This is a genomic window from Rhodopseudomonas sp. P1, from assembly GCF_039642825.1.
Lineage (GTDB): Bacteria > Pseudomonadota > Alphaproteobacteria > Rhizobiales > Xanthobacteraceae > Rhodopseudomonas > Rhodopseudomonas palustris_H.
In genome coordinates this window covers 892,076-904,573 of record NZ_CP088006.1, presented here as the reverse complement: position 1 = coordinate 904,573, position 12,498 = coordinate 892,076, and the positions used below count along the sequence as shown (strand labels likewise).

Genomic DNA, 12,498 nt, shown 5'->3' with positions numbered 1-12,498 from the left:
GTGCTGCCGAGGCTCTGGCCGGGCCGCCCAAGATTCAGCACAATCGGCGAACCTGTTTGCCGGACGGGTGCCTGCCGGGAAGGTCGACGCATGCTCAAGCTGAACACATGGCTGTTGCCGCTTTTGCTCCTGCTGCTGCCGGTAACGGCCCAGGCGGCCGACGTCAGCGGCGTGCCAAAGATCCGCGACGGCGACCATGCGCTGATCGGGAAGATCCGCATCCGGCTTGCCGGCATCGACGCACCGGCGGTGGATCAGCTCTGTCTCAACCCGAAGGGCGACCGCTGGACCTGCGGCATCGCCGCGCGTGACGCGCTGGCTCAGCATACCGCCGGCAAGAGCTGGACCTGTCACGTCCTGCGCGTCGACAAAGGCGGCCGCTCGATCGCGAAATGCGAGGTCGACGGCGAAGATCTCGGACAATGGATGGTGAAGAACGGCTGGGCGCTGGCTTACGTGCAGTACTCCCACGCCTACGAGGCCGAAGAAAAAGCCGCCCGCGAGGCCAAGCTCGGGCTATGGCACGGCTCGTTCATCGCGCCGTGGGACTGGCGCGTTCGCAGCAACAAGACGCCGATCCTCGGCGCCACCAAGCCGCCGAAGGATGCCCGGCGAATCCTGCTCGCCTCGGCGTCCGGTCCGGTCGCACCGTCACCCGAGTGCACCATCAAGGGCAACGTCAACAAATCCGGCGAATGCATCTACCACAAGCCGACCAGCCGCTGGTACGCCCAGATCCGCATGAAGATCAGCAAGGGCACCCGCTGGTTCTGCTCGGTGGAAGAAGCCGAGGCCGCCGGCTGCCGCGAGACGCGGCGCTAGCCGCCACACCAGACCGGGCTGCGGGGGCAGACCTTGAACCACACAGCACATGATCCTTCGCGGCCGCAGCGGCCGCGCAAACGCCGGCTGCGGCGGGCGTGGCAACTTTCGCTGGTGCTGATCGGCTGCTACGCGATCCTCGCCTATCTGGCGCTGCCGATGTTCTGGACCCACTACGAACATCAGAGCAAACTCGCCGACATGCCGATGGTGACCCGCACCGCGCAGGGCATTCCCGGCGACCCGATCAATGTCGGGCTGATCGGCGATCAGCACGAGGTCGTCTGCGCGATCCTCGCGGCGAACTGGCACCCGGCCGATCCGATTACCCTGCGCTCCTCGATCGCGATCGCCGGCAGCGTGCTGCTCGACCGTCCCTATCCGGACGCGCCGGTGTCGAGCCTGTACTACCTCGACCGCCGCGAGGATCTGGCGTTCGAAAAGCCCGACGGGCGCAGCGCCGACCGACGCAATCATGTGCGGCTGTGGAAAGTGCTCGACAGCGGCCAGGAAGGCCGCCCGGTCTGGCTCGGCAGCGCCACTTTCGATCGCGGCGTCGGCGTCAGCCATTACACCGGCGCAGTGACGCATCACATCGCGCCCGATATCGATGCCGAGCGCGACCAATTCGCCGCCGATCTCGAAGCGGCCGCGATGGTCGATGCGAAATATCAGATCACCGGCGTCGGCCCGACCATCGCCGGCCGCAACGGCGAAGGCGATCTCTACTACACCGACGGAGAGGTCTGGATCCTTCGGCTGACCGAAGGCTGCAAGAAGCGCAGCAGCCCGGCCGAGATTCTGCCGAGCCCGCTCGCGACCGAGATCAAGGATCAGATCTTCCGCACCGTCACCAACGCAATCGAGCCCGGCGCGAGCGCGCCTTGAAATCGATGCAGCGAGCCGGCATGGTCGCGGCATCTCTCACCACAGGGACAAGCATCATGGCCGTCAGCGCCGGACGGGAATTCTTGGCGATTCCCGGACCTACCACCATGCCCGACGAAGTGCTGCAGGCGATGCATCGCCCGGCGCTCGACATCTACTCGAAGGAGATGGTGGCGCTGAGCGAGGGGCTTCTCGCTGATCTCAGCCGGCTGTTTGCCACCAAGGGCAAGTCCTACATCTACATCGCCAACGGCCACGGCGCCTGGGAGGCGGTGATCAGCAACGTGCTGTCGCGCGGCGACAAGGTGCTGGTGCTGGAAAGCGGACGATTTGCGGTCGGCTGGGGCAACGCGGCCCGCGCGATGGGCTGCGACGTCGAGGTGCTGCGAGGCGACTGGCGCCGCGCGGTTCGTCCCGATGAGGTGGAAGCGCGGCTGCGCCGCGACACTGAGCACGCGATCAAAGCGATCGTCGTGGTGCAGGTCGACACCGCCTCCAGCGCCCGTAACGATCTCGAAGCAATCGGCCGCGCCATCAAGGCCGCCGGCCACCCGGCGCTGTTCATGGTCGATGCGGTGGCGTCGCTCGGCTGCATGCCGTTCGAGATGGATGCCTGGGGAATCGACGTCACGATGTCGGCGTCGCAAAAGGGGCTGATGTCGCCGCCCGGCCTGTCGTTCGTCGCGGTCGGAGACCGCGCTCGCGCCGCGCACCAGCATGCCGGCCTGCGCACGCCATATTGGGACTGGACCGAGCGCGACGGGCCGGAGCACTACCAGAAATACGCTGGCACGGCCCCGGTGCATCTGTTGTTCGCGCTGCGCAAGGCGCTCGACATCCTGTTTGCCGAAGGGCTCGACAACACATTCCGGCGTCACCATCTGCTCGCCGGCGCGGTGCGCCGTGCCGTGGACGTTTGGTCCGAAGGCAACGTGCTCGGCTTCAACATCGAGCACCCGGACGAACGCGCCGACACGGTGACCACCGTGCGGGCCGCCGAGGGTCACGACATCGCGGCACTGCATCACTACTGCAAGGACAAATGCGGCGTGGTGCTCGGCGTCGGCATCGGTGAATTGCAGAACAAGGCGTTCCGCATCGCCCACATGGGCCACGTCAACGCCCCGATGGTGCTCGGCACGCTTGGCGTGATCGAGATGGCACTGACCGCGCTCGGCATCCCGCACAGCCGCGGCGGCGTCGATGCCGCAGTAGCTTGCCTCGCCGAGAACGTGCCGGCCTAAGCCGCCACCGCCACGGCGCGGCGCATCCAGCGCAGCAGCCCGATGCAGCCGGCGATCGCGAGCCCGAGCAGCGCCAGCGCGCCGAGCAGGGCAAGGCGGCCCGAGCCGTTTTGCGCCAGCGTGAAGTACACCGAGCCGAGCGCCGCGACGCCGGCCGCGCTGGCGATCTGCGTCGTGGTGCCGTAGAGGCCCGAGCCCGAGCCGGCGCTGGTCGCCTGCACGCTCGACAGCACCACGCCCGACAGCGGCGCCATCACCAGGCCCTGGCCATAGCCGGCGACCAACAACGCAAGCGCCAACACGAACGGCGTCGGCGACGCGATCACCGTCACCGTGGCGGCGATCAGGCCGAGACCGGCGATCTGCAGCAGGCAGCCCTCGATCAGCACCAGCGTGCCGCGGCGCCGGGCCCGCGCCCCGGAATGCCGCGACGCGATCACGAAGGCCAACGCCAGCGGCAGGAATACCAAGCCCGCCTGCAGCGGCGGCACGTTCAGCTCGAGCTGCATGTACAGCGTCATCACCAGATAAAACGATTGATTGGCGAAGAAGAAGCAGAACACCGCGCCGAGGCCGCGGACGAAGGCACGGTCGCCGAGCAGCGTCAGATCGACCACTGGCATGCCGCCATGCGCAGCGACGCGGCGCTCGTAGCGCAGGAACAGCGCCAGCATCGCGCCGCCGCCGGCCATCACGGCCCAGACCCAGCCGGCCCAGCCGACATCGCGGCCGAACAGCAACGGGCCGATCACGCAGACGAGGCCGGCGAACAGGATCACGGCGCCGCCGAGATCGAGCCGCGTGCCCGGCCGCCGCGGCGTCTGCGGCATCACCCGGGCGGCGGCCGCGATGATGATCAGCCCCACCGGGCCATTGACGTAGAAGATCGACCGCCAGCCGAAGCCGCCGAGATCGAGCGTCACCAGCAGGCCGCCGAGCGCGAAGCCGGTGGCGCCGGCGAGCCCGAGCACGGTGCCGTAGATCGCAAACGCCTTGGCGCGCGCAGCATCGGGAAACAGCACATGCAGCGTCGCCAGCACCTGCGGCACCATGAACGCTGCCGTGGTGCCCTGCGCCAGCCGCGCCAGGATCAGTTCGGGACCGGAGCGCGCCAGCCCGCACCACAGCGAAGTGAACGTGAAGCCAGCGACGCCGAGCAGGAACACCGTCTTGGTGCCAAAGATATCGCCGAGCCGGCCGCCGGTGACGATCAGCGTCGCATAGCCGATCAGGTAGATCGCGATCACCGCCTCGAGCTGCGACGACGACGCGCCGAGTTCGGTCGAGATCGTCGGCAGCGCAACGTTGACGATGAAGGCATCGACCCCGAACATGAACTGCGCGGCGACCACGATCGCCAGCACCTGCCAGCGGCGCGAGTTATCGGTTGCGGCAATGGTCTGGTACATGGCGACGGATCCCGGCAAGGCTTGAGCTGTCCCACGGTCGCAGCCCGGCATCATCGGGTCGATTACCAGCCAGGTAAACAGCTGCCGTTCAGCAAGAGGCTGTACCGTCCCCGTCATTGCGAGCGGAGCGGAGCAATCCAGGAGACCTGCCTGCGGAGTCTATGGATTGCTTCGTCGCCTACGGCTCCTCGCAATGACGGCAGAGCAAGCAAAAAGGCCCCGGCGAACCGGGGCCTTCGAAGCATCCAACACTTGGCAGGGACTAGCCCCACGGACCTCGGCCACGCGGCTGGCCGCTCCACGGGCTGCGGCCGCTGCCACGCGGCTGGCCGCCCCAGGGGGCTGCGCCGGCGCTGCGCGCGAACGCCGACGCTGGGCGGGACGGACTGCCGCCGATCTCGACGGCGAGCCGCTGCAGCGCCGCAATCCGGTTGTCGGTCGACGGGTGAGTGGCGAACAGATTGTCCATGCCCTGTCCCGACAGCGGGTTGATGATGAACATATGCGCGGTCGCCGGCGAGCGTTCGGCATCGTAGTTCGGCACCTGGTGGGCCGCGGCTTCGATCCGGCCGAGCGCCGAGGCGAGCCACATCGGCTGGCCGCAGATCCGCGCGCCCATCTCGTCGGCGGCGTATTCGCGGGTTCGGCTGATCGCCATCTGCACCAGCATGGCGCCGAGCGGCGCGAGGATCATCAACGCCAGTGAGCCGATCAGGCCCGGGCCGTTGTTGTTCTCGCGGTTGCCGCCGAAGAACATGCCAAACTGCGCCACCATCGAGATCGCACCGGCGATGGTCGCCGTGATGGTCATCAACAGCGTGTCGTGGTTCTTGATGTGCGCCAGCTCGTGCGCCACCACGCCGGCGAGTTCCTCGCGGCTGAGCTGACGCATCAGGCCAGTGGTGACGGCAACGGCGGCGTTCTCCGGATTGCGGCCGGTAGCGAACGCGTTCGGCTGCGGGTTGTCCATGATGAACACCCGCGGCATCGGCAGCGAGGCGCGGCCGGCCAGTTCCGCCACCATCCGGTAGAGATCCGGCGCCGAGCGCTCGTCGACCTCCTGGGCGCCGTACATCGACAGCACCATCCGGTCGGAATTCCAGTAGGTGAAGATGTTCATCGCCGCGGCAACGAGCAGCGCGATCAGCGCGCCATTGGCGCCGCCGATCAGATAGCCGACCCCCATGAACAGCGCGGTCAGGCCGGCCAGCAAGAGAGCGGTCTTGAAGTAACTCATGGTCCTCCTCCTGCGTCTTCCGCTCCTCGAGGGAGCCGGGATAACGCATCCGTGAGATGGGGAATTCCGCCAGCCGGGGCAAGATCGCTTCGTGCGGCAGGCCGTCGCGGCTCGCCGCCACCGCAATCCCTTAACGAAAGTTCCTGTGTGACCGATCCGACCGCACCACCCGACGCGATGCGCGTCTATCCCGCCGGCGTCAGCGTCGTCCGCCGCAGCCAGCGCGGCCGCGCCTGCCTGCCCGCCAGCATCACGCTGGCCGAGCTGGAAACCTGGCTGCTGCACGACGCCGCGGCCGAGCCGGAAATGCTGCTGACGTTCGAATCGCTGATGTGGCGGATGACCGCGGTCGGGTTGCCGGTGCATCGCGCCACGCTGCACATCCGCACGCTGCATCCGCAGCTGCTCGGCTTTGCCTGGAACTGGCGCGCCTCCGACGGGCTGTGCGACGAAGTCCAGGTCAACCAATCGACCGCCGACACCGACGCGTTCCGGCTCAATCCGCTGCACAACCTGTTCCAGGGCGGCAAGGCGATCCGCCGCAATCCGCAGGACGCCGCCGCGCAGGCGGAATTCCCGATCATGCGCGACCTCGCGGCCGGCGGTTACACCGAGTACCTGGCGCTGCCGATGGGCGGCGACCGCTTCCGCCATGCCGTCACCCTGGCGACCACCCAGCCGGGTGGCTTCAGCGACGAGCATTTGGCGCAGCTCAAGCGGCTGCTGACGCTGTTCGGCCTGCATGTCGGCCGCCACGTCGCCACCCGGATCGCCATCAACGCGCTCGGCGCCTATCTGGGCCCGGTGGCCGGCGCCAAGGTGCTGAGCGGCGACATCAAGCGCGGCGCCGGCGAGCCGATCCGCGCCATCATCTGGATGTCGGACCTGCGCGGCTTCACCGACCTGTCCGACCGGCTGTGCGGCAACGACATGATCGCACTGCTGAACGCTTACTTCGAGGTGTTCGCCGACGCCGTGCTGCGCAACGGCGGCGACGTCCTGAAGTTCATCGGCGACGGGCTGCTGGCGGTGTTTCCGCTCGGCGACGATTCGCGCGTCGCCGGCAACGCCGCGCTAACGGCCGCGATGGAGGCGCAGGCGGGGCTGGGGCGGCTCAACCTGGTCGATCCGGCCGGGGTGAATTGCGAAGGCTGGCGGCCGCTGCGTGCCGGCATCGCGCTGCACGAGGGCGAAGTGTTCTTTGGCAATATCGGCGCCGCCGAGCGGCTCGATTTCACCGTGATCGGGCCGGCGGTGAACGAAGCCAGCCGTGTCGAGGCACTGCAGAAGAGTACCGGGCGCAGTATCCTGGTGACGGCGGCGGCCGCGACCCATATCGACGCACCGCTGGAGCCGCTCGGCGACTACCCGCTGCGCGGCGTCACCGTGCCGATGACGATCTTCAGCCCGCCCGAACAGCCGCTCCGGCAGCCATTAGCCGCTGCGTCATAATCCTCGCCGCCTCGGATTGGCCTTGCCAAGCCGAGCGGACGCCTCCTATTTTCAACTGCAACGCGCCACAGAACGGAGGCACACCTCCGCATGGCCGATACAACCGCCTAGGGAGGCCTCATGTCGATCCAAGTCGCGGATTCGTCACTCGTCGCTCGGCCAGTGCCGCCAAAGCCGAGTGCGCTCGCCCACATTCCCGGTGACGAAGGCTGGCCGATCATCGGCCGGACGCTCGCGGTGCTCGCCGATCCGAAAGGCGAGGTCGAAAAGATGGCCAGGACCCATGGTCCGGTCTATCGCAGCCGCGTGCTCGGCGAGACCTCGATCACCCTGCTCGGGCCGGAAGCCAACGAACTGGTACTGTTCGATAATACCAAGCTGTTTTCCTCGACCCATGGCTGGGGACCGATCCTCGGGCGGCTGTTTCCGCGCGGCCTGATGATGCTCGATTTCGACGAGCACCGGCTGCACCGGCGCACGCTCTCGGTGGCGTTCAAGGCCGGGCCGATGCAGTCTTATCTGGCCGAACTCAACGCCGGCATCGCGCGCCGCATCGCGGAGTGGCGCGCCCGCCCCGGCGAGATGCTGTGCTACCCGGCGATGAAGCAGCTCACGCTCGATCTCGCCGCGACCTCGTTCCTCGGCACCGCGATTGGCGCCGAGACCGAAGAGGTCAACCGCGCCTTCATCGACATGGTCGCAGCCTCGGTGGCGCCGATCCGCAAGCCGTGGCCGGGCACCGCGATGGCCCGCGGCGTCAAGGGCCGGCAGCGCATCGTCGCTTACTTCGCCGAACAGATTCCGATCCGCCGCGCCAAGGGCGGCGACGATCTGTTCTCGCAGCTCTGCCGTGCCACCCACGACGACGGCGCGCTGCTGTCGAACCAGGCGATCATCGATCACATGAGCTTCCTGATGATGGCGGCGCACGACACGCTGACGTCGTCGCTGACCTCGTTCGTCGCCGCGCTGGCGGCGCATCCGGAATGGCAGCAGAAGCTGCGCGAGGAAATCGCCGGCCTTGGTCTCAAACCCGGCGAACCGATCAGCTTCGAACAGCTCGACGCGCTGCCGCTCACCGAAATGGCCTTCAAGGAAGCGATGCGGCTGCGGCCGCCGGTGCCGTCGCTGCCGCGACGGGCGACCCGTGCCTTCAGCTTCAAGGGCTACACGATTCCGGCCGGCACCATGGTGGCGGTCAATCCTCTGTACACCCACCACATGCCGGAGATCTGGCCGAACCCCGATCAGTTCGATCCGCTGCGCTTCACCGACGACGCCTCCCGCGGCCGCCACCGCTTCGCCTGGATTCCCTATGGGGGCGGCGCCCATATGTGCCTCGGGCTCAACTTCGCCTACATGCAGGCGAAGTGCTTCGCCGTACACCTGTTGCAAAACGTTGACCTGTCGCTGCCACCGAACTACCACACCGCCTGGCAGATGTGGCCGATCCCGAAGCCGAAGGACGGGCTTCGGGTCAATATCGCGCCCCTGAATTAGCTCGCAGAACAGCTTCTCTCGTCATTGCGAGCGAAGCGAAGCAATCCAGAGTTCAGTGCACCTGGCAGGATTGCTTCGTCACTTCGCTCCTCGCAATGACGGCAGGCGTGTTGTTCACCCCTCGCCGTGATCGAACGCCTTGCGGAGCGCGACGTAGCCCTGCTGCTGCGCGGTCCAGTTACGGCCGCCGGTGATGCCGCCGTCGACGACGAGATCGTGACCATTGATGAAGGTCGACTCGTCGCTGGCGAGAAACACCGCGGCCTGGGCGATATCGTCCGGAATGCCGGCGCGCTGGATCGGCTGCGCGGTCTTGTAGATCTCGCGCATCGTCGCGGCGGTCTTTTCGGCCGCATCGGTGGTCAGCCCGAGCGCCTTACCAAAGATGCCGGTCGCGATCGCGCCGGGCGAGATCGAATTGACGCGAATGCCGGATTCGCCGAGCTCCATCGCGACGCATTTGGTCAGGTGATTCACCGCCGCCTTGGCGGCGCCGTACACCAGCGACGACGAGAACCCGGCGAGCCGGCCGGCGATGCTGCCGTTGTTGATGATCGATCCAGCGCCCCGCTTCTTCATCGCCGGAGCGGCGTGCTTCATGCCGAGCATCACGCTGCGCACCAGTGTCGCCATTGCGGCGTCGAAACGATCGACCTCAAGGCCTTCGATGCCGCCGGTCTGCGCCGGGCCGCCGGCATTGTTGAACAGGCAGTCGAGCCGGCCGAACTGGTCAAGCGCAGTGCCGATCAGGGCCTTCACCTGAGCCTCGTCGGTGACGTCGGTCTGCTTGAACACGCAGGACGAGCCGAGCTGCGCCGCCAGCGCCTCGCCCTCGGCCGTGCGGCGGCCAGCGACGACGATCCGGGCGCCCTCGGCCACGAATACCTCCGCGGTGCGCCAACCGATGCCGCTGGTCGCACCGGTGATCACCGCAACCTTACCATCGAGCCGTCCCATCGCTGTCTCTCCCTGATCGGGCAACCGTTGCTGCCGCGTCTTTCGTTGTAGGTGTTGATACTCTGTTAATGACAAATACTCGACTGCAATTCAAATCCACTGCGGATGCAGGATTGAGCCGGCATTCAGGGTTGCACTTAACCATTATTACAGCGGCGTTCGCCATCCTTCGCGCGCATGACGAGCGCCGCACCATCCTTTCCCTCGACCGTGACGACCGACGTCGCCGAGAGCGATGAGGCGCTTTCCGCGGACGCGGCGGGCATTGTGGCCGCCGACGCAGGGGATCTGCGGCTGTTCAAGGAAATCGTGCGCGCGCTGCCTTCGGCCGTGACGGTGCAGGACGAGCAAGGCCGGTTTGTCTTCATCAACGACGCCGCAGCCGCACAATATCGACTTACGCCCGCATCGACCGACGCCGCCGGCAACCCGCCGCTCGACCGCCGCCGCAGCGACGGCGCCGCGCTGCTGTCCCAGGGCCTGTCCGGCACGCGCGAAGAACGCATCGCCCTCGGCGGCGCGGCCCGCGCGCTGCTGACTGCGCACAAGCCGGTGGAGATCGCGGGGCACAAACTGTTGCTGTCGAGCTCGCTGGACATCACCGAGCAGAAGGTGATCGAGGACGAGCTGTTCCGCCGCGCCTATTACGACGAGCTCACCGGGCTGCCCAACCGCGCCGTGATCGAACGCCACGTCACCGCGCTGCTCGAGGACCACCGGCAGCACCATTTTGCGCTGGCGTTTCTCGACGTCGACAACTTCAAACATATCAACGATTACTACGGCCATTCGGTCGGCGACGCGCTGCTGGTCGGAATCGCCAAGCGGCTGTCGCTGGAGCTGCGCGACACCGACGTCTTGTCGCGGATCAGCGGCGACGAGTTCTTGCTGCTGCTCGATCCGATCACCAGCGAAGCGGAAGTCGCCGATCACATCGAATTCCTGCTGCAGCGATTGAAAGCGCCGTTCTATATCGACGGCACCGAAGTGTTCGCGTCGGCGTCGATCGGCATCAGCCTGTATCCCGAGCACGGCCGCAACTACGAGGCGCTGCGGCAGAACGCCGATATCGCGATGTACCGGGTCAAGAGCGATGCCAAGGGCGCCTCGGCGATCTTCAGCATCGCGATGGAGCGCGAGGCATTGGAGCGGATGGCGGTGGAGCAATCGCTGCGCCAGGCCATTCTCGACAGGCGTTTCTGCTGCGCGTTCCAGCCCAAAGTCGATATCCGCACCAACGAGATCAAAGGCATCGAAGCGCTGGTACGGCTGCGCGACGATAACGGCGTGATCCAGGCGCCGGGCACCTTTGTCGATCTCGCCGTCGAACTCGGCTTGATCGACGAGCTGACCCATCTGGTGCTTGCCGAGATCATGAAATCGATCGACCTGATCAACGCCACCTTCGGCGAACAAGCCAGCATCAGCGTCAATGTCGCCGCCAAGCAAGCCGGCTCGCCGGACTTCATGCGCTCGTTCTGCGAGGCGCTGGCCGCAACCGAATGTCCGAAGCGGTTCATGGTGGAAATCACCGAGGACGCATTCGTCGCCAAGGCGCACTTCCAGAAAGAGATCCTGCCGATGCTGCGAGAGATCGGTGTCGGCATTTCGATCGACGATTTCGGCATCGGCTATTCGTCGCTGTCGGCGCTTGCGGACATCACCGCCGACGAGATCAAGATCGACCGTTCCTTCATCACGGACATTCACAAGCGTCCGCGCAGCCAGGGCATCCTGCGTGCGATCGAGTCGCTCAGCGACGCGCTGGGCATGACGGTGATCGCCGAAGGGATCGAAACTTTCGAAGAACTCGCATACCTGCAGGCGATGACGCGGATCCGCTACGCGCAAGGCTATTACTACTCCAAGCCGGTCTTCCTCGAAGAGTTGCGGCCGCCGACCGTTCCGGTGTTTACCAACGGCCGTCCCGGCGCGCCCGGCCGCCATCTCGAACAGGCGCGTCAGCCGCTGACCCGCACCAGCTACGCGCGGGGCTGAACCGCACGATCAGCACTGCGCTACGCGGCGATAGAACCGCATTCCGCACAGCGAACAAACGCCTGATTTCACTGACTTGTCGGCCGTTACCTCCGGTGATGTCCGGGGTGTTTTGCTTGATCTATCGCAATGTGACTGGGGGGACGTTCGGCGATTGTACCGTCACCGTCAGACATCTTGGAGGGCGAAATGCCTGCCCATAGCCGCCCCTATCCGCTCGTCGACCGGCTGATCGAAACCTTCGCCGACTGGCTGAAACATCGCCGTGAAGTCGTCGAGATGTGCCAATTCGACTCTGCGGAATTCGGCCGTATCGCGCACGACCTCGGCGTCACTGCGTCGGATCTCGACGAGTTGGTCCGCCAAGGTCCGCACAAGGTTGAAGAACTGCCGCAGCTGCTCAAGGTTCTCGGGATCGACGAGGCCGCGATCGCCCGTGCTCAGCCGCTGGTGATGCGCGATCTCGAGCGCGTCTGCGCGCTGTGCCGCCACAAGGCGGAATGCGATCACGACATCGCCGATGGTTCGCTCGCCGAGCACTATCAGGCGTACTGCGCCAACAAGGTGACGCTCGACGCGCTGGACAAGGACTTCCACGTCGCGCCCGGCACGGTCCGTCACTAATCGTGACGATGTCGCAGGGTTGGTTCCGGCTCCCGGCCACTGGATTTCTGATCATCGCGGTGCTGCTGACGGTTCGGCTGCACCGCGCGGATGCCGCCGCCCCGCAGGACGGCGTCTCCACCGGTCATAAGCTCGCCGCGCAGTGGTGTGCGGAGTGCCACGCCATCGAGCCGGACGATGTCCGCGACGGCAAAGGACCGGGGTTCTCCCGAATCGCCAATTTGCCCTCGACCACCGCGCTGTCGCTGAACGTGTTCCTACGCTCCAACCACACCAATATGCCGAACTTCATCATTGCGCCCGGCGATGCCGCCGAGATCGTGCAATACATCCTCAGCCTGAAGCGCAATTGATGCGGTCGCAGCGA

General features: G+C 66.3%; 11 protein-coding genes. 8 read left to right on the top strand and 3 right to left on the bottom strand.

Annotated elements, in window-relative coordinates; translation table 11 throughout:
- Positions 1–90 precede the first annotated feature (90 nt).
- The 3 genes from LRC39_RS04185 to LRC39_RS04175 are packed head-to-tail and all read left to right on the top strand — an operon-like array spanning position 91 to position 2,954.
- Positions 91–822 carry a thermonuclease family protein gene (locus LRC39_RS04185; protein ID WP_346296448.1) on the top strand — a complete coding sequence of 244 codons (732 nt, stop codon included), beginning with the start codon at positions 91–93 and terminating at the stop codon, positions 820–822.
- 33 nt (positions 823–855) lie between these two features.
- Entirely contained in the window at positions 856–1,710 is an 855-nt protein-coding gene (locus LRC39_RS04180; RefSeq protein WP_346296447.1) for an LssY C-terminal domain-containing protein, read from the top strand.
- A 56-nt stretch (positions 1,711–1,766) separates the two neighbouring features.
- Positions 1,767–2,954, top strand: coding sequence for a pyridoxal-phosphate-dependent aminotransferase family protein (locus LRC39_RS04175; RefSeq protein ID WP_346296446.1), 1,188 nt, complete (start codon positions 1,767–1,769; stop codon positions 2,952–2,954).
- On the opposite strand, the gene LRC39_RS04170 is transcribed toward LRC39_RS04175, so the two are convergent.
- Positions 2,951–4,363, bottom strand: coding sequence for an MFS transporter (locus LRC39_RS04170; RefSeq protein ID WP_346296445.1), 1,413 nt, complete (start codon positions 4,361–4,363; stop codon positions 2,951–2,953). The genes LRC39_RS04175 and LRC39_RS04170 overlap by 4 nt on opposite strands.
- 262 nt (positions 4,364–4,625) lie before the next feature.
- A complete protein-coding gene (gene htpX, locus LRC39_RS04165; protein ID WP_346296444.1) occupies positions 4,626–5,600 on the bottom strand; it encodes a zinc metalloprotease HtpX in 975 nt (324 codons plus the stop codon).
- 147 nt (positions 5,601–5,747) lie between these two features.
- Here htpX and LRC39_RS04160 point away from each other — a divergent pair, with 147 nt between their 5' ends.
- Together LRC39_RS04160 and LRC39_RS04155 are read left to right on the top strand one after the other, a co-directional pair.
- On the top strand, positions 5,748–7,052 hold the full coding sequence (locus tag LRC39_RS04160) for an adenylate/guanylate cyclase domain-containing protein (RefSeq protein WP_346296443.1): 1,305 nt from the start codon (positions 5,748–5,750) through the stop codon (positions 7,050–7,052).
- A 120-nt stretch (positions 7,053–7,172) separates the two neighbouring features.
- Complete coding sequence (locus tag LRC39_RS04155; protein ID WP_346296442.1) at positions 7,173–8,552, top strand: cytochrome P450; 1,380 nt, start codon at positions 7,173–7,175, stop codon at positions 8,550–8,552.
- Positions 8,553–8,666: 114 nt separating this feature from the next.
- Here the strand turns inward: LRC39_RS04155 and LRC39_RS04150 are convergent, their stop codons facing one another.
- On the bottom strand, positions 8,667–9,509 hold the full coding sequence (locus LRC39_RS04150; protein WP_346296441.1) for an SDR family NAD(P)-dependent oxidoreductase: 843 nt from the start codon (positions 9,507–9,509) through the stop codon (positions 8,667–8,669).
- A 177-nt stretch (positions 9,510–9,686) separates the two neighbouring features.
- On the opposite strand from LRC39_RS04150, the gene LRC39_RS04145 reads away from it, so the two are divergent.
- The 3 genes from LRC39_RS04145 to LRC39_RS04135 all read left to right on the top strand — a co-directional run bounded on the left by LRC39_RS04145 (position 9,687) and on the right by LRC39_RS04135 (position 12,484).
- Entirely contained in the window at positions 9,687–11,507 is a 1,821-nt protein-coding gene (locus LRC39_RS04145) for a putative bifunctional diguanylate cyclase/phosphodiesterase (RefSeq protein WP_346296440.1), read from the top strand.
- 189 nt (positions 11,508–11,696) lie between these two features.
- Positions 11,697–12,131, top strand: a complete 435-nt coding sequence (locus LRC39_RS04140) for a hypothetical protein (protein WP_164573803.1) — start codon at positions 11,697–11,699, stop codon at positions 12,129–12,131.
- Positions 12,132–12,139: 8 nt separating this feature from the next.
- Positions 12,140–12,484, top strand: coding sequence for a c-type cytochrome (locus tag LRC39_RS04135; RefSeq protein ID WP_346296439.1), 345 nt, complete (start codon positions 12,140–12,142; stop codon positions 12,482–12,484).
- The last annotated feature ends 14 nt before the right edge of the window (positions 12,485–12,498 follow it).